The sequence below is a fragment of the Nocardia sp. CA-145437 genome (assembly GCF_050956485.1).
Classification (GTDB): domain Bacteria; phylum Actinomycetota; class Actinomycetes; order Mycobacteriales; family Mycobacteriaceae; genus Nocardia.
This window is the reverse complement of sequence record NZ_CP191204.1, coordinates 2,698,218-2,721,212: the sequence shown is the minus strand read 5'-3', so window position 1 is coordinate 2,721,212 and position 22,995 is coordinate 2,698,218. Positions and strand designations below refer to the sequence as shown.

Below are 22,995 nucleotides of genomic sequence, written 5' to 3'. Positions count from 1 at the left end.
AATTCGGACATCAGTGTTGCACAGCCTTTTCCGCTCCGATGCCGGTCAGCGATCGCACCTGCATCTCGGCGTACTTGCCGTCGTCGTGCTCCTTGGACAGCACGGTTCCCAGCCAGCCCAGAGCGAACGAAACCGGGATGGACACCAGGCCCGGGTTGGCGAGCGGGAACCAGTGGAAGTCATGGGATTTGATCATGGCGGTGGGCGCTCCTGAGACCGCCGGGGAGAACACGATCAGCACGATGGTGACGGCCAGTCCGCCGTAGATGCTCCACAGCGCGCCGGCGGTATTGAAGCGCCGCCAGAACAATGAATACAAAATGGTCGGTAGGTTTGCCGAGGCGGCCACCGCGAACGCCAGCGCCACCAGGAACGCCACATTCTGATTCTTCGCCAGAATGCCGCCCACGATCGCCAGCGCGCCGATCACCACCGCGGTGATCCGCGCGACCCGCACCTCGCCGTCCTTGCCCTCCCCCGCATCCGTGCCCTCACCACGGCCACGCCTGAGCACATTGGCGTACACGTCGTGCGCGAACGACGCCGACGCGGTGATGGTCAGCCCCGCGACCACCGCCAGAATCGTCGCGAACGCCACGGCCGCAACGAATCCCAGCAGCACCGGCCCGCCCAGCTCCAACGCCAGCAGCGGCGCGGCGGCATTCTCCTTGCCCGGCGCCTTGGCGATCTTCTCCGGCCCCACCAGCGCGCCCGCGCCGTAGCCGAGCACCAGGGTGAACAGATAGAAGACGCCGATCAGCCCGATCGCCCACACCACCGAGCGGCGCGCCTCCTTGGCCGTCGGCACCGTGTAGAACCGCATCAGCACGTGCGGCAGCCCGGCGGTGCCCAGCACCAGAGCCAGTGCGAGCGAGAGGAAGTCGAGCTTGCTGGTACCGGTCTTGCCGTACTTCGCGCCCGGCTCGAGCAGCTTCGCGCCGGTCTTGCCACCGTGGTTCACCGCGTCCTGCAACAGGCTGGAGAAATTGAAGTCGTAGCGGCCCAGCACCCACACGGTCATGGCGGCGGCCGCGCCGATGAGCAGCACAGCCTTCACGATCTGCACCCAGGTGGTGCCCTTCATCCCGCCGACGAGCACGTAGACGATCATGATCGCACCGACCACGGCGATCACGAGATTCTGTCCCGCCGAACCGGATACACCCAGCAGCAGCGAGATCAGCACGCCCGCGCCCGCCATCTGCGCGAGCAGATAGAACAGACTCACCGCCAGCGTCGAGGTGGCCGCCGCGGCTCGCACCGGCCGCTGCCGCATCCGGAAGGCCAGCACGTCGCCGAGCGTGAATTTGCCTGTGTTGCGCAGCAACTCGGCCACCAGGAGCAACGCCACCAGCCAGGCCACCAGGAATCCGATGGAGTAGAGGAACCCGTCGTAGCCGTACAGCGCGATGGCCCCGGCGATGCCGAGGAAGCTGGCGGCGGACAGGTAGTCGCCGGAGATGGCGATGCCGTTCTGCGGGCCCGAGAAGGCACGGCCGGCCGCGTAATAGTCAGCGGCCGTGCGGTTGTCGCGGCTGGCCCACACCACGATGCCCAGGGTGATGGCCACGAAGATCGCGAAGATGGTGATGTTGAGGCCGGGACGGCTGCCCTCGACGGCGGCGGCCAGATAGGTGGTCATCGGGTCGGCCCTTCCAGTTCGGCGCGGATCCCCTCGGCGATCGGGTCGAGGGTGCGGTCGGCGTAGCGGACGTAGAGGCCGGTGATGACGAAGGTCGAGACGAACTGCAGCAGGCCGAAGATCAGGCCGACGGTGATGTTGCCGCCCACCTTGTGGGACATGAAGCCGTGCGCGTAGTCGGCGAGCAGCACGTACAGCGCGTACCAGGCCAGGAACAGGGCGGTCATGGGGAAGACGAAGCGGCGGAAGCGCCGCCGCAGGCTCTGGAACTCGGGGCTGTCGAAGACCTGAGGCCAGTCGGGATCCGGTCCGCCGGTCTGGGTTTCAGTTGTCAACTGCGATACCTCCTGGTGATGCCGGTCACAGTAGCAACGAAAGTGGTTGTAACAAGGTCGAATAACCGCAGGTGAGATCATGAATTCATCGGCAAGTGAGCCGGGATTCGGCGGGAACGGCGGCCAGCAACCAACCGGTTTCCTTGGGTCCGGGCGACCCGGTCGCCCGGCTCGAACGCCCGCAACCGAGCCCACTGCCGGATGCCCACGGGTAGCGGTGGCAGAGTTCCGTACATGCCGACGAACCAGACGACCACATCGTCACTGCTCGCCGACCTCGCGCCCGATCTCCGCGCGGCGCTGACCCGCGTCCGCTACAACGCGGACACTCTGCTCGAGGCGCTGGGCGACGCGGCCCACGCCGCCCTCGGCCGCGGCGAACCCGTCCCGATCCGCCGGGCGGCCGCCGACCTCGGCGAGCTGGGCACCCTGGTGCGGCTGCTGCTGCTCGGCGATCCGGTCCCCGAACGCGAAGCGGCAGCGGCCCTTTCGCCGGTCGACCTGGACCGCGCCGCCGCCGCCGGGCTGATCGAGCGCGACGGTGGCGAGATCCGCGCCGCCTTGGACCTGCGCCCCCTCGACCTCGGCCACGGCACCCGCTGGGTGCTGTCGGACCTCGACGACTCCATGCGGCGCCGGGCCCTCGACGCCGACCACGTGCTCGGTGTGGGCCAGGCCTCACTCTCGCTGCTGCGCGCCACCCCGACCGCCGCCACCGGCACGGTGCTCGACCTCGGCACCGGCTGCGGCGTCCAGGCTGTGCACGCCGCCTCCTACGGCCGCCGCGTCACCGGCACCGACGTGAACAAGCGGGCCATCTGGCTGGCCGAGGCCACCGCCGCGCTCAACGACCTCGATATCGAGCTGCTGGAAGGCTCCTGGTTCGAGCCCGTCGCGGGCCGCCGCTTCGACCGGGTGGTGGCCAATCCCCCGTTCGTGGTGGGCCCGGCCCGGGTCGAGCACACCTACCGCGACTCCGGCCTGGCTCTCGACGGCGCCAGCGAACTCGTCATCTCCGGCATCCCGGAGCTGCTCAACCCCGGCGGCACCGCGGCGCTGCTGGCGTCCTGGGTCCACCACGAAGGCCAGGACTGGCGCAGCCGGGTCGCGAGCTGGCTGCCCGACCAGGGCATCGACGCCTGGATCGTGCAGCGCGATATCGCCGACCCCGCCCTCTACGTCGGAACCTGGCTGCGCGATGCCGGATTGGACCCGCGCGAGCCCGCCGCCCAGGCCCGCGCCGAACGCTGGCTCGACGCCTTCCGGGAATCCGAGGTGGAGGGCATCGGCTTCGGCTTCGTCTATCTCCGCGCCATCGACGGCCCCACCGAGCTGCTCGCCGAGGACCTCACCCACGGCTTCGACGGCCCGCTCGGACCCGAGGCGCTGGCCTACTTCGAGCGCTCGGCCTGGCTGCGCGCCGCGGCCGCCGACCCGGACCTGATCCTCGACTCGCGCTACCGGGTCGATCCGGCCACCGCGCTCGAACGCGTCTATCTCCCCGGCGACGAGGGCTGGGCGCAGGCCGTGGCCCGGCTGCACCGCGGCGACGGGCCGCGCTGGCAGCACGAGGTCGACGACACCACGGCCGCCCTGCTGGCCGGAATGCGGCCCGACGGGCTCCCGCTGCGCGAACTGGTCGACCTGCTGGCCTTCAGCGAGACCGGGGACGCGGCGACGCCCGACTTCGAGACCGCTGCCATGACCGTGGTCGCCGGACTGGTCCGGCACGGGCTCGTGCATCCGAACTGAGCCCCCTCGATCCACCCCGCGACGGCCGCCGGACTCCCCGGCGGCCGTCGGCGTTTCCGCAGGAAACCCGCGCTGACCGGCGGTGAGGTCGGTCACGATCGAATGTCGCGCGGATACCGATCCGGTCGGGCCGGGGAATGCGCTCGAACCCCGTTTCGTTCTATCGCGTACTCGCTTCACGACGCCCCCGGCAAGGGCCGTTCACACGTATTCGATTGCGGCATCGCGAAGTTCGGGTCCCTGCGGCGGCAACCACCCGGTCACCGAGGGCCCGTCCGCCGGCGGCCCGGGTTCCCGGCGATCCGCGCTTCTCAGGAACTTCTCAGCCGTGCACCGTAAAAACCGCAGCTCAGGTGCGGTTTACACCGGCTCCGGCGGGGAACTTTCCTGAAGTCGGGCCCGTTGTACGGAGCGAGACACCACCGACAGGAGGCAAGTCATGACAAGCCCCGCCACCACTGACGTGCGCACCAGCGAACAAGACCTCGACGCCGCAAGCCCCGCCGCCGACCTGGTACGTGTGTACCTGAACGGGATCGGCAAGACGGCGCTGCTCACGGCGGCCGACGAGGTCGAGCTGGCCAAGCGCATCGAGGCGGGCCTCTATGCTCAGCACCTGCTGGAGACGAGCAAGCGCCTGTCCGCCGCGAAGAAGAAGGATCTGGCGATCCTGGTTCGCGAAGGTCAGGCCGCCCGCCAGCACCTGCTGGAAGCCAACCTCCGCCTCGTGGTCTCGCTGGCCAAGCGCTACACCGGTCGTGGCATGCCGCTGCTGGACCTCATCCAGGAAGGCAACCTGGGTCTGATCCGCGCGATGGAGAAGTTCGACTACACCAAGGGCTTCAAGTTCTCGACCTACGCGACCTGGTGGATCCGGCAGGCCATCACCCGCGGTATGGCGGATCAGTCCCGCACCATCCGCCTCCCCGTCCACCTGGTCGAACAGGTGAACAAGCTGGCGCGCATCAAGCGTGAGCTGCACCAGCAGCTGGGCCGCGAGGCGACCGACGCGGAACTCTCGCGCGAATCCGGCATTCCGGTCGACAAGATCGCCGATCTGCTCGACCACAGCCGCGACCCGGTATCGCTGGACATGCCGGTCGGCAATGACGAAGAGGCTCCGCTGGGCGACTTCATCGAGGACTCCGAGGCCACCTCCGCCGAGAGCGCGGTCATCGCCGGGCTGCTGCACCGCGACGTGCGCGTCGTGCTCGCCACCCTGGACGAGCGCGAACAGCAGGTCATCCGGCTGCGCTACGGCCTCGACGACGGCCAGCCGCGCACCCTCGACCAGATCGGCAAGCTCTTCGGGCTCTCCCGCGAGCGGGTCCGCCAGATCGAGCGCGAGGTCATGTCCAAGCTCCGCAAGGGCGAGCGCGCCGACCGCCTGCGCGCCTACGCCAGCTAGTCCCGCGGTTCCGACCTCGTGGAGCCGGTCCCCCTGCCCGGCTCCACACCGGTCATCCGGCCATCTCGAGGCGCTGGCCCGATTTCGCCGGCCGATTCGCTCCCCCGTACGTCCCCCTCCGGGCGAGCCGAGTCGGCCGGCGTTTCCGTGTCCGGACCCCGTCGACACGCGGGACGAGTGGGATTGCGGGGCACCGGCTCTCGGGGATGGGAATCTGTCGCCCGTGACCGATTCGCTGACGATGATTGCCATCGACACCCTGTCGCAGCAGGTGAACACCTATGCGAGCCAGATCGCCGGTGAGCCGCTCCCGCCGGTGAGCTGGATGTGGGACTGCCGCGCCCGGCTGGACCCCACCGGCGCGGAGGCCGAGTTCTGCGGCATCGTCCACCCGGATCTACCCGCCGCCGAGTCGAATATCCAGCTGGTCACCTGGGCGCGTGCGCTCGCCCTCACCGACGCTACCGAGCTGCGCGACGCCGCCGCGGGCCGCCGCGTCTTCACCGGCAGCCTCGGCAACTCCCGCATCCGGCTCACCGCCGTCATCGAAACACTGTGGCCCGCGGGCGACACCCAGCCGTTGATCACGCTGCCCTGAATTAGCGCCGGGTCAGCGCCTGGCACGGCGTCGGGGCCGGGACGTCGCCGCGGAAGTAGGCGGTCGGCGCGACGCCCATGAGCGAGCGGAAGTCCGCGCTCAGGTGGGACTGGTCGTAGTAGCCCGAGGGGTGGGCCAGATCCGACCACGGGGTATTGCCGCCCGCCGCCAGCACCTGACGCAGCCGGGTGATGCGCGCGTAGTGCTTGGGCGACACGCCGATTCCGGCGGTGAACAGGTTGCGGAGCTGGCGTTCGGAGACCGCCAGCCCGGTCGCGAGCTCGCCGACCGGTGCGGTGGTGTCCATGGCGGTCACCGCCGAATTCAGGAGTCGACGATGGTCGCGGCGCACCGGATCCTCGGTGACCCGGTGCGGGAGTTCGGCTTCCAGGAAGGCCGTCACCTCGTCCGGGTCGAGCTCCAGCAGCACGTCGGCCAGCTCGGCCGCCGGGCCGGGCAGCGCCGACAGCAGGGTGACCCGATCGGTCAGCTCGGCCGCCGGGACGCCGAGCAGCGGCTGGGCGGCTCCGGGGGCCAGCCGGATGCGGGTGCAGCCCGCCGGCCGCTCCGGGTGGGCGTAGGTGGCGCGGGTGCGCGGGCCCAGCACCCAGGCGTCGCGGCGGCCGGATGCCTCGCGGCGCAACACGATCGAAGTGGCGGCCAGAGGCAGGTGGCTGAAGGCGACCGGTCCGGGATCGGTGGTCGGGATGTGGGCGATCTCGGCGATCCAGGGGCGCAGACCGGCGGGCGGCGTCGTGCGGTGCTCGAGGTCCTCGGCGGACACGACGGAGGCCAGAGTGTGCGCGGTGGTCACCGAATCCACTCTAGGCAGCATCGGCCGGTCCGGCTGTGCCGGTTTTTCCTATCTCGCGAGCAGGGCCCGGCGGCAGGGTGATGGACATGATCGTTATCACCGGTGCCACGGGCACCATCGGCAGTGAAGTCGTCCGGTTGTTGGCCGAGCGGGACGTGAAAGTCCGTGCGGTGACCCGGAATCCGGAGCAGGCGCGGGTTCCGGCAGGAGTCGAGGTGGTGCGCGGCGACTACGCCGACACCGACTCCATGGCCGCCGCCTTCGCCGGCGCGGAGGCTGCGTTCCTGGTCGGGCTGCTGGGCCCCGACTACGTGGAACTGGATCGGGCGCTGGTCGCGGCGGCGCGCGCGGCCGGGGTGCGCCGCCTGGTGAAGCTGTCCGCGATCGGCACCGGGGATCCGGAGCTGGGGCGCGTCGGCACCTGGCATCTGCCCGGCGAGCAGGCGGTGCGCGAGAGCGGGGTGGACTGGACCATCCTGCGGCCCAGCAGTTTCGCCTCCAATACACGTAGCTGGGTCGCGCCGATCCAGACCGGTCAGCCGGTCCCGAACATGACCGGCGCCGGCGCGCAGGGCGTGGTCGATCCGCGCGATGTCGCGGCGGTGGCGGCCGAAGTCCTGCTTTCCGACGACCATGCGGGACGGATCTACACCCTCACCGGTCCCGCGGCGCTGACCACCCATCATCAGGCCGCCGTGCTGGCGGCGGCGCTCGACCGTGCTGTCGAGGTCACCGACATTCCCCTGGATGTGGCCCGCGGATTCATGCTCGAATCGGGCATGTCCGAGGAATACGCGGACGGCGCCCTGGCCGGTCAGGCCTTCGTCCGCGACGGCGGGAACGCGATCGTCACCGGCGATGTCGAGCAGGTTCTCGGCCACGCGCCCCGCACCTACGCCGACTGGGTGCGCCACCACCGCACCGAATTCGGGGGCTGAGCCGGGGTCAGCCGGCTGTCAGGACCGAGCCGAGCCGGTCGTGCATGCCCCGCCAGCCACCGCCCATGATGCTGCGAGCGCGCTGCATGACCGGATCCTCGGGGTCGAAGCCGCTGTGGCTGAACAGGACTCGGGTGCCATGTCCCTCGGGACGCAGGGTCCAGCTGATCACCCAGCCCGTCTCCTGCTCGGCCTTGGCGTCGTTCCAGGTGAGGGTGAGCAGTTCCGGCTCGACGACCTCGAGCACCCGGCCGCGGATCTCGCCGGAGAAGTTCTGGCCGGGCATGGGCTGGGTGGTCATCTCGAAGACCGTGCCCACCACCGGCTCGAACCCGACCGGCCGCATCATCCACTGCCCCATGAGTTCCGGGGTGGTGAGCGCCCGCCACACCTTGGCGGGCGGGTGCGGATAGAACTGGTCGAGTTCGATTCTGGTGGTGTCGCCGGTCATCGTCGGTCCTTCTCGTCGGGATCGTGGGGATCGTCGGGCATGGCGTCGAGCACCGCGCCCAGGTCACGCAGCCTGGCCCGCCAGAACCGTTCGAACGGATCGAGCCAGGACTGCACGTCGTGCAAGGGGTCCGGTTCCACGCGGTAGAACCGTTGCCGCCCACGCTTGTCCTCGGCCACCAGGCCCGCGTCCCGCAGCACCTTCAGGTGCTCCGACACGCTGGGCCGGGCCATGTCGAAACGCTCGGCGATCACCTGCACCGACTGCTCACCCTCGAGCAGCAGCTCGAGGATGTCGCGCCGGGTCGGATTGGCCAGCGCGCCGAACACACGATCGGCGTCTCCGGATTTCAAGCGGTAGGGCACCCGACCACAATAGGTAGGAAATTACCTACGCGTCAAACCCCACCATCAGCCCTCAGCGGTGAGGGTCACGGCGACTTCCGACGCCGACGCCGACGCCGACACGGTCGATGTCGCCAGCCCGGCCAAGGCGCCGGTCGCCATCAAAACCACTGCGCCCCTGCCGATTTCGCGGGCGATCGCATGGCCTGCGCCCATGCGCTACTCCTGTTCGCGAACCCCGTACGCGAGGTTCACGAACAGGAGCGTTCGCAGAGTGTGGAATTCAGACATTCCACTCAACCGGGCCGCCCCAGGTTTCCGGGTCAGGGCCCTGGATCGATTAGCCGGAGTTGCGCAGGGCGGTGGCGAGACCGTTCATGGTGAGCAGGATGCCGCGCTCCACGAGTTCGGAGGTGTCCCCCGCACGGCGGCGGCGGAGTAGCTCCACCTGGAGTTGGTTGAGCGGTTCCAGGTACGGGAAGCGATTGTGGATGGACTCGGCCAGGGCCGGGTTGTCGGCGAGCAGTTCGTCGGCGCGGGTGATGGCGGCGTGCATCCGTGCGGTGCGGGCGAACTCGTCGCAGATCATGCGGAAGACGGTGTCGCGCAAGGCTTCATCGGGCACCAGGTCCGCGTAGCGGGCGGCGATGTCCATGTCCGCCTTGGCCATCACCTGAGCCAGGTTCGACATGACCGTGTTGAAGAACGGCCAGCGGCGGTACAGGTCCGACAGGGTGGCCAGGCGGTCGGGGTCGTCGCCGATCCACTGCTCGAACGCGGTCCCGGTGCCGTACCAGCCGGGCAGCATGACCCGCGACTGACTCCAGGCCATGACCCACGGGATGGCGCGCAGGTCGTAGACGGAGTCGGTGGGTTTACGCGAGGCGGGCCGGCTGCCCAGATTCAGGTCCGCGACCTCGGCCACCGGGGTGGAGGCCCGGAAGTACTCGACGAAGCCCGGGGTCTCGTGCACCAGCTTCGAGTACGCGATGCGCGCGGATTCGGCCAGCTCGTCGAGGATTTCGTAGGCGGGCTCGGCCTCCGCGCCCAGCCCCTCCACATCCAGCAGGGTGGATTCCAGAGTGCCCGCGACCAGCGCCTCCAGATTGCGATACGCGGTCCCGGAATCGGCGTACTTGGTGGAGATGACCTCGCCCTGTTCGGTCAGCCGCAGGGCGCCGCGCACCGCCCCGGCCGGCTGGGCCAGGATGGCGTCGTAGCTGCGGCCGCCGCCACGGCCGACGGTGCCGCCGCGACCGTGGAAGAGCCGCAATCGGATTCCGGTCTTGCGGGCCACGTCCACCAGGTTCTGCTCGACGCGGTACAGCGCCCAGTTGGCGGCCAGGTACCCGCCGTCCTTGTTGGAGTCGGAGTAGCCGAGCATGACCTCCTGCTGCATGCCGCGCGCGACCACCAGGCGGTGATAGGCGGGCACTTCCAGCGCGGCCGAGAGGATGTCGGCGCCGTGGCGCAGGTCATCGATCGTCTCGAACAGCGGCACCACGCCGACCGGGCTGGAGGGCGCGGTGTCCGCGTCGCCCGGATCGAGAATGCCCGCCTCCTTCAGCAGCAGCGCGGCCTCGAGCATGTCGCTGACCGAGGTGCACATGCTGATGATGTAGTTGGGCACGGTGTCGGGGCCCAGGTCGTCGAGCGCGTTCCTGGCGGCGCGCACCACCGCGAGCTCCTTGGCGGCCAGGTCGCTCAGCCGCGCGGCGGGCCCGACCAGCGGTCGGCGCGTGGTCAATTCGGCCGACAGCAGCGCTACCCGCTGGTCCTCGTCGAGCGAGGCGTAGTCGGGATGCACTCCGGCCCAGGCGAACAGCTCCGCCACCACCTGCTCGTGGGTCTCGGAGTTCTGGCGCATGTCCAGGCCCTGGAGGTGAAACCCGAAGGTCTCCACAGCCGATCGCACCGAGGCCAGCTGATCATCGGCCAGCAGTCCGTCCCCAGACGCCCGCATGGACGCGTCGACGATGTCCAGATCGGCCAGCAACTCCCCCGGCCCGTCGTAGGGCAGCGCCCCGGCATCGACGCCGTCCGCGGGGAGCTCGCCCAGCGCCCGGATCGCGGTGGCGCTCAGCCGGGCCCGGATCGCGCGCACGGCCCGGCGATACGGCTCGTCGGCCCGCTGCGGCGACTCGTCGAATCCGGCGTCGGCCAGCACCGCCAGAGCCGGTGTCACCGGCACCAGCCGCGCCGACTGCGACAGCGTCTTCTCCAGCTCGACCAGCGCGCTCAGGTACCGCTCGAACGCGACCGTGCCCGCGCGGTGGGTGGCGCGGTGCACCACGTCGGCGGTCACATTGGGGTTGCCGTCGCGGTCGCCGCCGATCCACGAGCCGGGCCGCAGGATCGGCCGGGCCAGCAGGTCGTGCCCCGGCCAGCGTGACCGCAACGCGGCCCGCACCTGGTCGTTGATGCGCGGGATGACGTCGAACAGCGTCAGGTCGTAGTACCGCAGCCCCACGTCGATCTCGTCCTGGATCCGCAAGCGCGCCAATCGGATCAGCGCCGCCCGCCACAGTTGCAGCACCTGGCGGCGGATGTCGATCTCGAGCTCGGCGAACTCGGGCTCGTACCTGTTGTAGCGCTGCCGCTGCCGCATCAGGTCGGTGATCTTGCCCTGCACGTCGAAGATGGTGCGCCGCCGCGTCTCGGTCGGATGCGCGGTGATGACCGGTGACACCAGCGCGTCCGACAGCAGGTCGGCGACCACCGCCCCGTCGGGCCCGGAGGCGTCGAGCTTCTGGTAGGTGGCGGCCAGGCTGGAATCCTGCGGCGGCTCCCCGGCCGCGACGTGCACCGCGCGCCGGCGATCGCGCTGCAGGTCCTCGGCCAGGTTGGCCAGCAGCAGGAAGTGACTGAACGCGCGGATCACCGGGATGGCGGTGCGGATGTCGACATCGCGCAGCATGTCCGCGACCGCGCTGCGCTCCACCTCCGAGCGGCGAATCCGGAACGCCTCCACCCGGACCCGTTCGATCAGGTCGAAGATCTCCGGGCCCTCATGGTCGCGAATGGTGTCCCCGAGAATGCCGCCGAGGAACCTGATGTCGTCGCGCAGCGGCGCGGTCGCTGTCTCGATCTGATTCGCCTGCACTACGTTCACCTCTCCGAGTTCGGCTACTGCTCAACCCATCCGGCGCGGCCCGATGTCGAACCGGTTGGGTTCCGGCCCGATTCGCACCCGCGCGTACAGCACCGCCGCGCCCTCGGGCGAGGCCAGCACCGGTTCGCACTGCAACTCTCGCACCTCCGGCAGGTCGTCGCAGAGCGCCGAGATCCGTTGCGCCAGTTCGGCCAGCGCGCCCTTGTCGACCGGCTTGCCGAGATCGCGCCCGCCGACAGTGCCCGACAGCAGCGGGGCCGCCCGGGGCGCGTCGATGAGCTCGGCCGACTCCGCCTCGGTCAGCGGCAACGCCCGGTACACCCGGTCGCCGAGCAGGTCGATGATGGTGCCCGACAGGCCGAAACTGATGACCGAACCGAACGACGGGTCGTCCTGCACCCGGAACGTGCAGCCCACGCCCTTGGTGGCCATGCGCTGAATGTGCACCGGGTTGCCGGAGATCTCGGCCAGGTCGGTGAAGGCCCGCCGGACGGCGTCGGGCCGCCACAGGTCCAGGCGCACGCCGGTGAGATCGGGCCGGTTGCGCCAGATCTCGCCGGTGGCCTTGGCCGCCACCGGGAACCCCAGTTCGTCGGCGGCGGCCACCGCGGCCTCGGCGTCACGAACCTCCCGGAACTCGACCACGTCGATCCCGTAGCAGCCCAGCAGTTCCGCGGCCTGCAGGTCGGTGAGCCACGCGGTGGTGTCGTCGGACATCCACCGCGCCACCAGTTCCCGCGCCCGCGCGGTGTCGGCGCCGCCGGGCCGGGCGATCGGCGACAGCGGCCGGGTGCGCCACTCGGCGTAGCGCCGCGCCCGCCCCAGCGCGCGGGCGGCCCGCTCGGGGTCGCCGTAGGACGGAATGGAGCCACGTTCGAGGATGCCGCCCAGCCCCCGAGTCGCGAGCAGGTTCGGCATGCCCTGATCGGCGACGAAGGTGGTGAGCACCGGGGTCGCCGGATCCGATTGCGCGCCCGCGCGAATCGCCTCGGCGAAGGAGGCCACGGCGGCGGGCACCGGCGGCGAGTAGATGACGATCACCGCGTCCACCGCCGGATCGCTGGTCGCGGCGGCCACCGCGGTCAGGTAGTCCGCCGGACCGGCCTGCGGCCCGAGGTCGGTGGGCTCGTCCACGGTCAGGCCCTCACCGCGCGCCGCGTCGACGGCCAGCCAGCTCAACGCGGCGCTGTTGCCGATCACCGCCAGCCGAGGACCGGCGGGCAGCGGCTGATAGGCCAGCAGCATGGCGCAGTCGAACAGCTCGGTGATGGAATCGACCTGGATGATCCCGGCCTGCGCGAACAGGTTGCGCACCAGCGAGCGATCCAGATCCTGATCCCCGTCCACCCGCGCCGCGTTGCGGCCGCTGTTCACGGCCACAATGGGTTTGGTGTGCGCCACCCGGCGCGCGATGCGGGAGAACTTGCGCGGATTGCCGAAGGTCTCCAAGTAGAGCAGCACCACATCGGTGTCCGGGTCGCTGTCCCAGTACTGCAGCAGGTCGTTGCCGGAGACGTCGGCGCGGTTGCCGGCGGAGACGAAGGTCGACAGCCCCAGCTGCCGGGCCGCGGCCTCGCCCAGGATGGCCGCGCCGAGGGGGCCCGACTGGCAGAAGAATCCGATCCGGCCGCGCCCGGGCAGCACCGGAGCGAGGGTGGCGTTCAACGCGATCGCCGGATCGGTGTTGGCGATGCCGAGCGCGCTCGGCCCCACCACCCGCATGCCGTGCGCCCGCGCGGCGTCGACCAGATCGCGTTCGGCCTGATAGCCGTGCGGACCGGTCTCGGAGAATCCGGCGGTCAACACGACCAGGCCCTTGACGCCCTTGGCCATGCAATCGTCGAGCACCGACCCGATCTCGGTGGCGGGCACCGCGATCACGGCCAGATCGACCTCGTCGGGGATGTCGCGCACGGTCGGATACGCGCGGACACCGCGCACCGCGGTGCGGTTCCGGTTCACCGGGAACACCGGCCCCTGGTAGGCCCCCGAGAGCAGGTTGGCCAGCACCGCGCCACCCACCCGGCTGGTCGACGGGGTGGCTCCGATCACCGCGATGGACTTGGGCGACAACAGGTTCCCGACGCTGCGCGCCTCCGAGGCCCGCTCACGTGAATCGCGCACCGACAGCAGCGCTTCGGTGGGGTCGATGGCGAATTCCAGGTGCAGCACCGACCCGTCGCGGCTGCGCTGCACCTGATAACCGGCGTCGCGGAACACCTGCACCATGGCGTTGTTCTCGGCGAGCACCTCGGCCACGAAGGTCTCGATGTCGTTCTCCGCGGCCGCGCCCGCCAGGTGTTCGAGCAGGATCGAGCCCAGCCCGCGGCCCTGATGCTCGTCGGCGACCACGAACGCCACCTCGGCCGCGCGCGGTCCCGGGCGGTCGGCCAGGTACTCGTAGCGGCCCACCGCGATGATCTCGTCGCCGAGTTCGGTCACCAGCCCGACCCGGTCGCGGTAGTCCACGTGCGTGGTCCGGTACAGGTCCTTGGGCGTCATCCGCGGGTACGGTCCGAAGTAGCGCAGGTAGCGGGTGCGGTCGGAGAGCGCGGTGTGGAAGCGCTCCAGCGCCTCGGCGTCGTCGGGGGTGATGGGCCGCAGCCCGACCACGCCGCCGTCGGAGGCCAGCACGTCGGCGAACCAATGCTCCGGCGGCGGAGGCGGATTCACCGGGGTGCCGGGGGTGTCCGGCGGCAGCGGCGGAGCCGGCGCCGGGGGCACGCTGCCGTTGCCGGACACCGCGGCCGGGTCGGCGGAGTGGGAGGGGTCAGTCACGGGGATCCTCCGGATCCAGGCCGAGCAGGCCGAAACTCGCCCGGCGCGTTGCCAATACGGATGTGTCGAGGGCCCGGCGGGCGCGGTCCACGCGCTCGTCGCCGGTGTCGCGGCCGCCGCCGGGGCCGTCCCAGCGCGCGAACGACGTGTCGGCCCCGTCGCCCATGGTCTCGGGCACCGCCACCATGGGCGCGTATCGGCCGACCAGCTCACGCCATTCGGGCGGCGTGGCGGTCGTGGGGTCGATGGTGCGATCCAAGGCGGTGGCCAAGAGGTGGGTCCAGGCCCGCGGCACCACCCGGATCAGGCCGTACCCGCCGCCACCCACCGCCAGCCAGCGGCCCTCGGCGTACCGGTCGGCGAGCTCACGCATGGCCAGGAAGGCGGCGCGCTGACCGTCGATGCTGAGTTCCAAGTCGGCCAGGGGATCCTCGCGGTGGGTGTCGACACCGCACTGGCTGATCACGATCTGCGGCCGGAACGCCGCCAGCGCGCCCGGCACCACGGCGTGGAACCCGCGCAGCCACAGCGAATCCCGGGTGCCGGGCATGATCGGCAGATTGATGGCGGTGCCCTCGGCCGCGCCCACGCCGGTCTCCTCCGGCCAGCCGGTATTGGGCCACAGGGTCGCCGGGTGCTGGTGGATGGACACCGTCAGCACTCGCGGGTCACCGTAGAACACCCGCTGCACCCCGTCGCCGTGGTGCACGTCCACATCGAGATAGGCGATGCGGTCGAAACCGTTGTCGAGCAACCACGAAATCGCCACCGCTACATCGTTGTACACACAGAACCCCGCTGCCGAGGCCGGCATGGCGTGATGCATACCACCACCGATGCTCACCGCCCGGCGGGTGTGCCCGGCCGCGATCGCCTGCGCGGCGGCCAGTGTGCCGCCCACGATCACCGACGCCGCCTCGTGCATGTGCGGGAAGACCGGGTTGTCGGCCGAGCCGAGTCCGTAGGGCGGGGCGGTGGGCGCCGAGCCCAGCGGTTGCCGCGCGTGCTTGACGGCCTCGATGTAGTCGTGGGTGTGCACGCGCAGCAACTCCGATTCACCCGCGGCGTCCGGTGTGAGTTGCTCCACGCCATCGAGCAGGCCCAGTCCGTCGGCCAGCGCCATGGTGAACTGCAGGCGCACCGGGCGCATGGGGTGCTCGGGGGTCCAGGTGTAGTCGAGGAATCGATCGGTCCATACGACCGTTCCATCCACTGCGAGGTTCGGTTCACCACCAGCTCGGCCAGGCATACCTGCCACGCTAATGCGTCGCGCCGGTTCGTAGGCTTGGCACACCGCGGTGCCCGCCGGGCTGTCGTACCGGGATGGCAGGCTGCCACCGAGCAAACCTGCTGGGAACACGCTGCCCGTCCTGGCTGTTGACCGTGCGTTCGCGAAATAAGCTGTCGCCCGGTGCAGCCGCCGTGCATGGGTAGAATTCGTGCCGACGAAGGGGTTTAACAGGTGAAGGATCTGGTCGACACCACGGAGATGTACCTCCGTACCATCTACGACCTCGAGGAGGAGGGCGTCACGCCGCTGCGTGCGCGCATCGCCGAACGCCTCGAGCAGAGCGGCCCGACGGTGAGCCAGACGGTCGCGCGGATGGAGCGCGACGGTCTGCTGAACGTCGCCGGTGATCGCCACCTCGAACTGACCGAGAAGGGCCGCGCCATGGCGGTCGCCGTGATGCGCAAGCACCGGCTGGCCGAGCGTCTGCTGGTCGACATCATCGGTCTCGAGTGGGAGAACGTGCACGCCGAGGCCTGCCGCTGGGAGCACGTGATGAGCGAGGAGGTCGAGCGCCGCCTGGTCGAGGTGCTCAACCACCCCACCACCTCCCCCTACGGCAATCCGATTCCGGGCCTGGACGAACTGGGCATCGATCCCGCCGCCGGGTCCGAGGAGAAGCTGGTCCGGCTCAGCGACCTGCCCGCCGGGCAGGCCCAGGCCGTGGTGGTGCGCCGGCTGTCCGAGCACATCCAGACCGACCCGGAGACCATCAACCAGCTCCGTCAGGCCGGTGTGGTGCCCGATGCCCGCGTCACCGTGGAGAACAAGCCGGGCGCGGTGGTCATCTCGGTGCCCGGGCACGAGGGATTCGAACTGTCCGACGAGATGGCGCACGCCGTCCAGGTGAAGTTGGTCTGATCCGTGAAGCTTCTGGTAACTGGCGGCGCCGGCTACGTGGGTGGCGTGTGCGCGCAGGTTCTGCTCGAGGACGGCCACGAGGTCGTGGTCGTCGATGATCTGTCCACCGGCAACGCCGACGGCGTCCCGGCCGGGGTCAAGTTCGTCGAGGGCGATATCGCCGCCGTCGGCACCGAACTGATCGCAGCCGAATCCTTCGACGGGGTGCTGCATTTCGCGGCCCAGTCGCTGGTCGGCGAATCGGTGGTGGCGCCGGAGAAGTACTGGCACGGCAATGTGGTCAAGACCCTGGCCCTGCTCGAGGCCATGCGGGCGGCGGGCACGCCGAAGCTGGTGTTCTCCTCCACCGCAGCGGTGTACGGCGAGCCGGAGCAGGTGCCGATCGTCGAGGACGCCCCCAAGGCGCCGACGAATCCCTACGGCGCGTCGAAGCTGTCCATCGACTACGCGATCACCTCGTACGCGGCCGCGCACGGCCTGGCCGCGACCAGCCTGCGCTACTTCAACGTGGCCGGCGCCTACGCCGGGCTCGGCGAGAACCGTGTGGTGGAAACCCATCTCATCCCCCTCGTATTGCAGACCGCGCTGGGTCATCGTGAGTCGATCTCGGTGTTCGGCACCGACTACCCGACGCCGGACGGCACCGCGGTGCGCGATTACATCCACATCCGCGATCTGGCGCAGGCGCATCTGAAGGCGCTCGAGCAGTCGCAGCCGGGTGCGCATCGCATCTTCAATCTGGGCAGCGGCACCGGTTTCTCGGTGCGCGAGGTCATCTCGGCCTGCGCACGGGTGACCGGGCTGCCGATCAACGCGGTCGACGCTCCGCGCCGCGCGGGTGACCCGGCCGTGCTGATCGCCTCCAGCGCCAAGGCCATCGCCGAACTCGGCTGGACGCCCGAGCACACCGATCTCGACGAGATCGTCTCCGACGCCTGGGAATTCCTGCGCTCTCTCGGCGACCGCGCGCACAGCGCCCGCTGAGCCCTTCCGGACCGGTCCGGGGTCCGCGGTGTGATCACCGCGGCTCCGGCCCGAGGCGCACGCCCAGATCGGCGGCGGTCTCACGACCGGAGTCCGTGAGCCGCCGCAACCGCTCCGGCGGCATGCCGGTCTGCAAGCCCAGTTCCAGCAGGCTCGCCATGCGGTGCTGCGGATCCGCGGTCAGCGCGGCGTCCAGCGCCACGCCGGCCAAGGGGCCGTCACCCCGCGTGTACGCGCAATAGCCCAGCAGCGCTGCCGCTTCGGCGCGATCCGGATCGGGCAGCGCGCGGGTCAGCTGGGTCCACAACGCTTCCGCGCCGTCGGCGTGCGGGCCCGGGGCCAACCCGAACATGATGTCGCGCAGCGCCGGATCCCGGAGCGCCACGGCCAGATCCGCCAGCTCGACCGGGGTGAGCCGGAGCCCGGCCTCGACCCGTTCGAGATAGCCCAGCACCCGGCACAATTCGAGCCGCAGTCGCACCCGCGGATCGCCGTGCTGCACCAGCCGGGCCGGCCGCCGGGCCGCGGCGGCGGCCGCGATCCCGAGGGCGGCGGCGGTCGCGTCCCGCGCCACGGGGTCGATCGCGAGCAGGTCGGTCAACTCCCGGCGGGACCCACGCAGCGGGCGGCCGTCGAGGACGTGGCGCAGGGTCACCATCGAGGTCGCCGGATCGTGTTGGAGCCCGCGCGACCACGGTCCCGACAGCGTCCACCACGGCAGTTCCGGCCCGATGGCCTGCACGGCCCACGCTCCGGCCAGCGGCACCGCGTCCGCGTCGAGCCGATGTTCGAGGGCGGCGACGAGGTCACCGTATTTGCGTGCCCGCACCCCCGCATGCCGGCCGGTGGGTTCGGTCGCGCGGTCGTCGATCACGAGGGCCAGCGCCGCGACGGCCCGGTGCCGCACACAGATTCCGGCGACCCGCTCGACCAGCAGTCCGGTCGCGGATCGGCCCCGATTGTCGAGATCCATGCGGGTCACCACCTCGACCGCCGCGGCCTCCGGCGACTCCGGGTCCGCCCGCAGCACGGTCACCACCAAGGACCGCGCGGGCATGAAGCCGAGCATCGCGGGGACGGCCGCGATCAGGTCACCGGGCTCGCGCAGCCGCGGCCCGCACTCCCCCGGATCCTCGAACGGCGGGTCAGTCGCGGTATCCGGGCGATCGGACAGCCCCGATGCCGGGCGCGGCGTGAACTCGGCGAGCGGAGCCGGTTCGACCGGCGGGGTGGGCTCGACGGGCGGCATGGGCTCGATGGGTGCGTTCATGCCGTCGAGCGTGCGCCCGGCCGGCACCCGTCCCCGATCGCCGACCTCGGGTTTCGCTGGGGCTGTGGATGATTCATCGCCCCGATCGCGCGTCGTGGAGTACTCGGCGTGGCCCGGGAGCCGCAGCGCGGACTGTGTCGGTGCCCGTTGGTATCGTCCGCCCGCCCGCGCGGCCGCCGGGCCCGGGCACCCGCGCCGAGCCCTCGGCACGCAAACCTGAAATGCAATCATTTCATTTCGCCCGCCCGGCCAGGTTTCCGCTGCTAGTGTCCGCCTGGCACTGCCCCGCGGCAGCGCCGGAAGGAGACCGTGTGCAACGAAAGACGCCTAGGCGGGCCGGGACTCGGCCAGGATCGCCAGGTAGTGCGGATTGGACATGATCCCCAGGACATTGCCGAACGGGTCCACCACCGAGGCCGTCACGAAACCGGTGCCCTCACCGCGCTCGATGATCGGCTCGTACACGGTCGCCCCCATGCCGAGCAGCCGCCGGAAGGTGGCGGCGACATCGTCGACATGCCAGTTCACGATCTGACCACCCGGGACATCCGGGTGCGAGGGCGCGAACTTGCCCGCGATGATGCCCAATTCGGCCTGGTAGTCACCGATGCGGAACTCGTAGTACCCGCCCGGCACGGCGAAATACGGCCGCACGCCGAGCAGTTCGCTGTACCAGTCCTTGGCCGCCTCGAGATCGTCGGCGAAGTAGTTGACGGTGGCCATTCCACGCAGCATGGCGGTTCTCCTCGGTCGGTTCAGCTGGTTACCACACCATCGTCGCGCGCAAAGTGCTCACCGAATGAGCACTTTTCCGGGCAGAATTCCAGCCATGCGCGCGGATCGATTGGTGGCGACCCTGCTGTTCATGCAGACCCGGGGCCGGGTGACCGCGGCCGAGGTGGCGGCCGAGCTCGAGGTGTCGGTGGCGACCGCGCGCCGGGACCTGGAAGCCCTGTCGACAGCCGGTGTCCCGGTCTACCCGCAGCCCGGACGCGGCGGCGGCTGGGCGCTGGTCGGCGGCGCGCGCACGGACCTGAGCGGTCTCACCGGCCCCGAGGCCCAGGCGTTGTTCCTCCTGCTGGGCCCGGTCGCGACGGCGAGCCCGGCCACCAAGTCCGCGCTGCGGAAGCTGTTGCGCGCCTTGCCGCCCACCTTCCGCGACACCGCGGAGGCGGCGGCGGGCGCGATCGTGGTGGACCCGGCCCGCTGGGGCGAACCCGACGACCGGCCACCGGCCCTGGTGGACGAGCTGCAGCGGGCGGTGGTGCGCCGCAGCCGGATCCGGCTGCGCTACGACCGCGCCGGACAGCGGACCGAGCGGCTGGTCGATCCGTGGGGCCTGGTCGACAAGGACGGCATCTGGTACCTGGTCGCCGGAACCGAGCACGGGCAGCGGACCTTCCGCGTGGACCGGATCGCGAGCGCCGAGCCGACCGGCGAGATCGCCTCCCGGCCGGAGGATTTCGACCTGTCGACAGCCTGGTCGGAGGTGGTCGAGGAGGTCGAACGGCAGCGTTCCTCACTCGCTGCGACGGTGTTGATCACCGCCGAGCTGGCCCCCGTGCTGCGCAAACAGCAAGGGCGGCACTGCGTTCTGGGTGGCCCCACCGGCGACGGGCGGGTCCGGGCCACGGTCACCGCGCCGACGGCGCTCATGATCGCCCAGCAGTTGGCCGGCTGGGGCGCGGCCGTGGAGGTGGTGGAGCCGGAATCGGTGCGTGCGGAACTGGCGCGCTTGGGCGCGGAGCTCGTCACCCGCTACCGTACCGGCGAGTAACCGCTTCTCTGTTATGCGAAAATCGAATGATGTTGCAGCACTGGCGATTTCGTGAACTTTCACAGTCCGCCACTGTTACAGTCCGCCCGGCGCGACCCCTTCAACGCGCCGAAAGGATTCTCCGTGAGTAAACAGCTCTACCCAGATCTGCGACGGCCCGCCGCGGGTGCGACGGCGGCCGTCGCGCTCGCCGTGGTGGCCGGTTCCATGCTCGCCGCCCCGGCGGGCGCCGCCATCTCGGACGTCAATGTCGCGGGCCTCACCAGCGACAAGCCGTGCAGTGTCGCCGACGGTTGCGTCATCCAGGCCTCGCTGACCGGCGCCGACCAGCTGACCCCGGTCGACTTCCTGGTCAACGGCGCGGTCATCGGCACCCTCACCCCCGTCTCCTACGGCGCCGGCGCGGCCGCGAACCTGGCCTGGCACCCGACCAATGACGGCACCTACACCGTGGGCGTCCGCCAGGGGCTGAGCACCTCGCAGACTGTCTACATCGTCGGCAAGGGCGGAACCTGCCCGCCGATCTCCTCGCTGATCCCGGGCTCGTCGGGTGGTTCGGCGGGCACCGGTTCGGGCGGCAGCGGCTCGGCCTCCGGCTCCGGCGACAGCGGCTCGGGCACCGGCTCGGGCGGCAGCGGTTCCAACTCGGGTTCGAACCAGCCGCTTCCCGCCTGCTGATGGGTCCGGGAGCCGAGCAGGCAGGGTCGGCTCCCTTTCCCGCGGCTTCCCGGGCCCCGGGGACGCTCAGCCCTTGCGCACCTTGCGGACGGCCGCGGTGAACAGGGTGTCGAGCGCCTCGGTATCGGAGGTGGACCCGGAAGTCATGTACGTCACAGCGACCCGCACCTCGCCGACCTGACCGATCAGCGTCTGCATGCTGCGGGTGAGGCCATCGCGGTTCTCCGGGCCGCCCGGCCGATTCTCCGGTCCGACCGTCCGGCGCAGGGCGAGCGAATCGTCGGCGATGACCGGCGGCGGCGGATCGAGCTGTGTGGTCACCACCGACGTCACCCCGGTATGCCCGACCTTCACGGTCCCGCACTGCCGCAACTGATCCCGCAGGGTCGACAGCGGCTTGCCCGGGCGGGTCAGCACCACCGTGAGCGTCGCCTGGCCGTGGTCGTCGGTCCCGACCGACACGGCCGGACCGGTCTTCGGCGCGACCGGCACGCACGTGCTCGGATCCACCTGCGCCCCCGGCAGATACCCCTCGAGGTCGTACGCGGCCTGGGCGGCGGTCTCCGGCGACAGCACCACCGCGGTATAGCGCGACGGGAATTTCGAGGGATCGGGCAGCATCGCGGTGAGCGTCTGGTCGGCGGTGGCGACCGGCGCCGGATTGCGCACGGCGGTCGGATGCCCGGTGACCGTGGTCGCGCAGGCCGCCAGCACCGTGCCCAGCGTGACGATCCCCACCATCCGCGCGGTCCTGCGGGTGCTGCGTACGGGGGGTGCGGAGGGCTCGGTCACTCGGCCCACTATGCCGAAAATCGGCTGTTCACACCGAATGCCACGCCGCGCGCCGGGACGGCGGGAATGCGGGTCCGGGGTCGGCGTGTTGCACAGCGGGTGCGGGTGCTGCGCGCCTGTCATGGGCATGAGGGACAATGGGGTTGGTCGCGAAAGTGGGCCACGCAGGAAGGAGTACGCGATGGACTACGAGTCGCGAATGTACGAGCTGGAATTCCCGGCTCCGCAGCTGTCCTCTCCCGACGGCTCGGGCCCGGTCCTGGTGCACGGCCTCGAGGGTTTCACCGACGCCGGACACGCGGTACGCCTGGCCACCTCGCATCTCAAGGACAGCCTCGAGCACGAACTGGTCGCCTCGTTCGACATGGACGAACTGCTCGACTACCGCTCGCGGCGTCCGCTCATGACCTTCAAGACCGATCACTTCGCCGACTACACCGAGCCGGAACTGAGCCTGTGGGCGCTCAAGGACACCGCGGGCACGCCGTTCCTGCTGCTGGCCGGGCTGGAACCGGATCTGCGCTGGGAGCGGTTCGTCACCGCCGTGCGTCTGCTGGCCGAACAGCTGGGCGTGCGCCGGACCATCGGCCTGAGCGCGATCCCCATGGCCATCCCGCACACCCGCCCGCTCGGCGTCACCGCGCACGCCTCGGACTCCGACCTGGTCGGCGAGCATCAGCGCTGGCCCGGTGAGCTGCAGGTGCCCGGCAGCGCGTCCTCGCTGCTGGAGTTCCGGATGGCCCAGCACGGACACGAGTCGGTCGGCTTCTCGGTGCACGTGCCGCACTACCTGACCCAGACCGCCTACCCGGAGGCCGCGCAGACGCTGCTGGAGAACGTGGCCGAGAACGCGGGCCTGGAACTGCCGCTGGCCGCGCTCACCGACGCCGCCGCGCGGGTGCGCGAACAGGTCAACGAGCAGATCGCGGGCAATTCCGAGGTGGAGACCGTGGTCGCCGCGCTCGAGCGGCAGTACGACAGCTTCGTCACCGCCCAGGAACGCCAGTCCAGCCTGCTGGCCAGTGAGAACGATCTGCCCACCGGCGACGAGCTGGGTGCGGAGTTCGAGCGCTTCCTGGCCGAGCAGGCCGGGTTCGCCGACGGTGACGGACCGGAGAACCCGCCGCTGCGGTAGTGGTCGTTGCGGGATTACCCGGCGCCGACCGGTAACGT

General features: G+C 70.5%; 21 protein-coding genes. 9 read left to right on the top strand and 12 right to left on the bottom strand.

Features of this window, described 5'->3' with window-relative positions; all coding sequences use genetic code 11:
• Positions 1-10: 10 nt before the first annotated feature.
• Together ACQPYY_RS12400 and ACQPYY_RS12395 are read right to left on the bottom strand one after the other, a co-directional pair.
• Entirely contained in the window at positions 11-1,642 is a 1,632-nt protein-coding gene (locus tag ACQPYY_RS12400) for a solute symporter family protein (RefSeq protein WP_433593839.1), read from the bottom strand.
• Positions 1,639-1,977, bottom strand: coding sequence for a DUF485 domain-containing protein (locus ACQPYY_RS12395; protein WP_357093453.1), 339 nt, complete (start codon positions 1,975-1,977; stop codon positions 1,639-1,641). Before ACQPYY_RS12395 ends, ACQPYY_RS12400 begins: the two co-directional genes overlap by 4 nt.
• A 234-nt stretch (positions 1,978-2,211) precedes the next feature.
• Between ACQPYY_RS12395 and ACQPYY_RS12390 the strand changes: the two genes are divergently transcribed.
• The 3 genes from ACQPYY_RS12390 to ACQPYY_RS12380 all read left to right on the top strand — a co-directional run bounded on the left by ACQPYY_RS12390 (position 2,212) and on the right by ACQPYY_RS12380 (position 5,735).
• On the top strand, positions 2,212-3,729 hold the full coding sequence (locus ACQPYY_RS12390) for a DUF7059 domain-containing protein (RefSeq protein WP_433593838.1): 1,518 nt from the start codon (positions 2,212-2,214) through the stop codon (positions 3,727-3,729).
• Between the two features lie 439 nt (positions 3,730-4,168).
• Positions 4,169-5,137, top strand: coding sequence for a sigma-70 family RNA polymerase sigma factor (locus ACQPYY_RS12385; RefSeq protein WP_357093448.1), 969 nt, complete (start codon positions 4,169-4,171; stop codon positions 5,135-5,137).
• 223 nt (positions 5,138-5,360) lie between these two features.
• Entirely contained in the window at positions 5,361-5,735 is a 375-nt protein-coding gene (locus ACQPYY_RS12380) for a hypothetical protein (protein ID WP_379096800.1), read from the top strand.
• 1 nt (position 5,736) lies between these two features.
• Here the strand turns inward: ACQPYY_RS12380 and ACQPYY_RS12375 are convergent, their stop codons facing one another.
• Positions 5,737-6,549 carry a helix-turn-helix domain-containing protein gene (locus tag ACQPYY_RS12375; protein ID WP_433593837.1) on the bottom strand — a complete coding sequence of 271 codons (813 nt, stop codon included), beginning with the start codon at positions 6,547-6,549 and terminating at the stop codon, positions 5,737-5,739.
• An 86-nt stretch (positions 6,550-6,635) separates the two neighbouring features.
• On the opposite strand from ACQPYY_RS12375, the gene ACQPYY_RS12370 reads away from it, so the two are divergent.
• The gene (locus ACQPYY_RS12370; RefSeq protein WP_433593836.1) at positions 6,636-7,487 is read left to right on the top strand and encodes an NAD(P)H-binding protein; all 852 of its coding nucleotides are present in this window, start codon (positions 6,636-6,638) and stop codon (positions 7,485-7,487) included.
• 7 nt (positions 7,488-7,494) lie between these two features.
• Here ACQPYY_RS12370 and ACQPYY_RS12365 read toward each other — a convergent pair whose 3' ends face one another.
• The 6 genes from ACQPYY_RS12365 to ACQPYY_RS12340 all read right to left on the bottom strand — a co-directional run bounded on the left by ACQPYY_RS12365 (position 7,495) and on the right by ACQPYY_RS12340 (position 15,421).
• Entirely contained in the window at positions 7,495-7,938 is a 444-nt protein-coding gene (locus tag ACQPYY_RS12365) for an SRPBCC family protein (RefSeq protein WP_433593835.1), read from the bottom strand.
• Entirely contained in the window at positions 7,935-8,303 is a 369-nt protein-coding gene (locus tag ACQPYY_RS12360) for an ArsR/SmtB family transcription factor (protein ID WP_379096787.1), read from the bottom strand. Before ACQPYY_RS12360 ends, ACQPYY_RS12365 begins: the two co-directional genes overlap by 4 nt.
• Before the next feature lie 45 nt (positions 8,304-8,348).
• The gene (locus tag ACQPYY_RS12355) at positions 8,349-8,498 is read right to left on the bottom strand and encodes a hypothetical protein (protein WP_433593834.1); all 150 of its coding nucleotides are present in this window, start codon (positions 8,496-8,498) and stop codon (positions 8,349-8,351) included.
• 124 nt (positions 8,499-8,622) lie between these two features.
• Positions 8,623-11,385, bottom strand: a complete 2,763-nt coding sequence (ppc, locus tag ACQPYY_RS12350) for a phosphoenolpyruvate carboxylase (protein ID WP_433593833.1) — start codon at positions 11,383-11,385, stop codon at positions 8,623-8,625.
• Between the two features lie 30 nt (positions 11,386-11,415).
• Positions 11,416-14,118 carry a GNAT family N-acetyltransferase gene (locus ACQPYY_RS12345; RefSeq protein ID WP_433594632.1) on the bottom strand — a complete coding sequence of 901 codons (2,703 nt, stop codon included), beginning with the start codon at positions 14,116-14,118 and terminating at the stop codon, positions 11,416-11,418.
• Between the two features lie 46 nt (positions 14,119-14,164).
• On the bottom strand, positions 14,165-15,421 hold the full coding sequence (locus tag ACQPYY_RS12340) for an acetoin utilization protein AcuC (protein ID WP_433593832.1): 1,257 nt from the start codon (positions 15,419-15,421) through the stop codon (positions 14,165-14,167).
• A gap of 213 nt (positions 15,422-15,634) precedes the next feature.
• Here ACQPYY_RS12340 and ACQPYY_RS12335 point away from each other — a divergent pair, with 213 nt between their 5' ends.
• Both ACQPYY_RS12335 and galE read left to right on the top strand, forming a co-directional pair.
• The gene (locus ACQPYY_RS12335; RefSeq protein WP_357093423.1) at positions 15,635-16,321 is read left to right on the top strand and encodes a metal-dependent transcriptional regulator; all 687 of its coding nucleotides are present in this window, start codon (positions 15,635-15,637) and stop codon (positions 16,319-16,321) included.
• A 3-nt stretch (positions 16,322-16,324) separates the two neighbouring features.
• Positions 16,325-17,305 carry a UDP-glucose 4-epimerase GalE gene (gene galE, locus ACQPYY_RS12330; protein ID WP_433593831.1) on the top strand — a complete coding sequence of 327 codons (981 nt, stop codon included), beginning with the start codon at positions 16,325-16,327 and terminating at the stop codon, positions 17,303-17,305.
• 34 nt (positions 17,306-17,339) lie between these two features.
• On the opposite strand, the gene ACQPYY_RS12325 is transcribed toward galE, so the two are convergent.
• Both ACQPYY_RS12325 and ACQPYY_RS12320 read right to left on the bottom strand, forming a co-directional pair.
• Entirely contained in the window at positions 17,340-18,575 is a 1,236-nt protein-coding gene (locus ACQPYY_RS12325; protein ID WP_433593830.1) for a DUF4192 domain-containing protein, read from the bottom strand.
• A 327-nt stretch (positions 18,576-18,902) separates the two neighbouring features.
• Positions 18,903-19,310, bottom strand: a complete 408-nt coding sequence (locus tag ACQPYY_RS12320) for a VOC family protein (protein WP_433593829.1) — start codon at positions 19,308-19,310, stop codon at positions 18,903-18,905.
• Between the two features lie 94 nt (positions 19,311-19,404).
• Here ACQPYY_RS12320 and ACQPYY_RS12315 point away from each other — a divergent pair, with 94 nt between their 5' ends.
• Together ACQPYY_RS12315 and ACQPYY_RS12310 are read left to right on the top strand one after the other, a co-directional pair.
• Positions 19,405-20,352: a helix-turn-helix transcriptional regulator gene (locus ACQPYY_RS12315; RefSeq protein ID WP_379096765.1), complete on the top strand. Its 948-nt coding sequence runs from the start codon at positions 19,405-19,407 to the stop codon at positions 20,350-20,352.
• A 123-nt stretch (positions 20,353-20,475) separates the two neighbouring features.
• Positions 20,476-21,030 carry a hypothetical protein gene (locus ACQPYY_RS12310; RefSeq protein ID WP_379096763.1) on the top strand — a complete coding sequence of 185 codons (555 nt, stop codon included), beginning with the start codon at positions 20,476-20,478 and terminating at the stop codon, positions 21,028-21,030.
• Between the two features lie 66 nt (positions 21,031-21,096).
• Here the strand turns inward: ACQPYY_RS12310 and ACQPYY_RS12305 are convergent, their stop codons facing one another.
• Positions 21,097-21,822, bottom strand: a complete 726-nt coding sequence (locus ACQPYY_RS12305) for a sensor domain-containing protein (RefSeq protein WP_433593828.1) — start codon at positions 21,820-21,822, stop codon at positions 21,097-21,099.
• A 181-nt stretch (positions 21,823-22,003) separates the two neighbouring features.
• On the opposite strand from ACQPYY_RS12305, the gene ACQPYY_RS12300 reads away from it, so the two are divergent.
• The gene (locus ACQPYY_RS12300) at positions 22,004-22,957 is read left to right on the top strand and encodes a proteasome assembly chaperone family protein (RefSeq protein WP_379096757.1); all 954 of its coding nucleotides are present in this window, start codon (positions 22,004-22,006) and stop codon (positions 22,955-22,957) included.
• Positions 22,958-22,995: the final 38 nt, after the last annotated feature.

What these genes read in the sequence shown, in the direction of transcription:
- ACQPYY_RS12400 (WP_433593839.1), bottom strand. Translation starts at nt 1,642, where the DNA reads ATGACCACCTATCTGGCCGCCGCCGTCGAGGGCAGCCGTCCCGGCCTC.
- ACQPYY_RS12390 (WP_433593838.1), top strand. Translation starts at nt 2,212, where the DNA reads ATGCCGACGAACCAGACGACCACATCGTCACTGCTCGCCGACCTCGCG.
- ACQPYY_RS12385 (WP_357093448.1), top strand. Translation starts at nt 4,169, where the DNA reads ATGACAAGCCCCGCCACCACTGACGTGCGCACCAGCGAACAAGACCTC.
- ACQPYY_RS12370 (WP_433593836.1), top strand. Translation starts at nt 6,636, where the DNA reads ATGATCGTTATCACCGGTGCCACGGGCACCATCGGCAGTGAAGTCGTC.
- ACQPYY_RS12365 (WP_433593835.1), bottom strand. Translation starts at nt 7,938, where the DNA reads ATGACCGGCGACACCACCAGAATCGAACTCGACCAGTTCTATCCGCAC.
- ACQPYY_RS12355 (WP_433593834.1), bottom strand. Translation starts at nt 8,498, where the DNA reads ATGGGCGCAGGCCATGCGATCGCCCGCGAAATCGGCAGGGGCGCAGTG.
- ACQPYY_RS12340 (WP_433593832.1), bottom strand. Translation starts at nt 15,421, where the DNA reads ATGCCTGGCCGAGCTGGTGGTGAACCGAACCTCGCAGTGGATGGAACG.
- ACQPYY_RS12325 (WP_433593830.1), bottom strand. Translation starts at nt 18,575, where the DNA reads ATGAACGCACCCATCGAGCCCATGCCGCCCGTCGAGCCCACCCCGCCG.
- ACQPYY_RS12320 (WP_433593829.1), bottom strand. Translation starts at nt 19,310, where the DNA reads ATGCTGCGTGGAATGGCCACCGTCAACTACTTCGCCGACGATCTCGAG.
- ACQPYY_RS12315 (WP_379096765.1), top strand. Translation starts at nt 19,405, where the DNA reads ATGCGCGCGGATCGATTGGTGGCGACCCTGCTGTTCATGCAGACCCGG.
- ACQPYY_RS12300 (WP_379096757.1), top strand. Translation starts at nt 22,004, where the DNA reads ATGGACTACGAGTCGCGAATGTACGAGCTGGAATTCCCGGCTCCGCAG.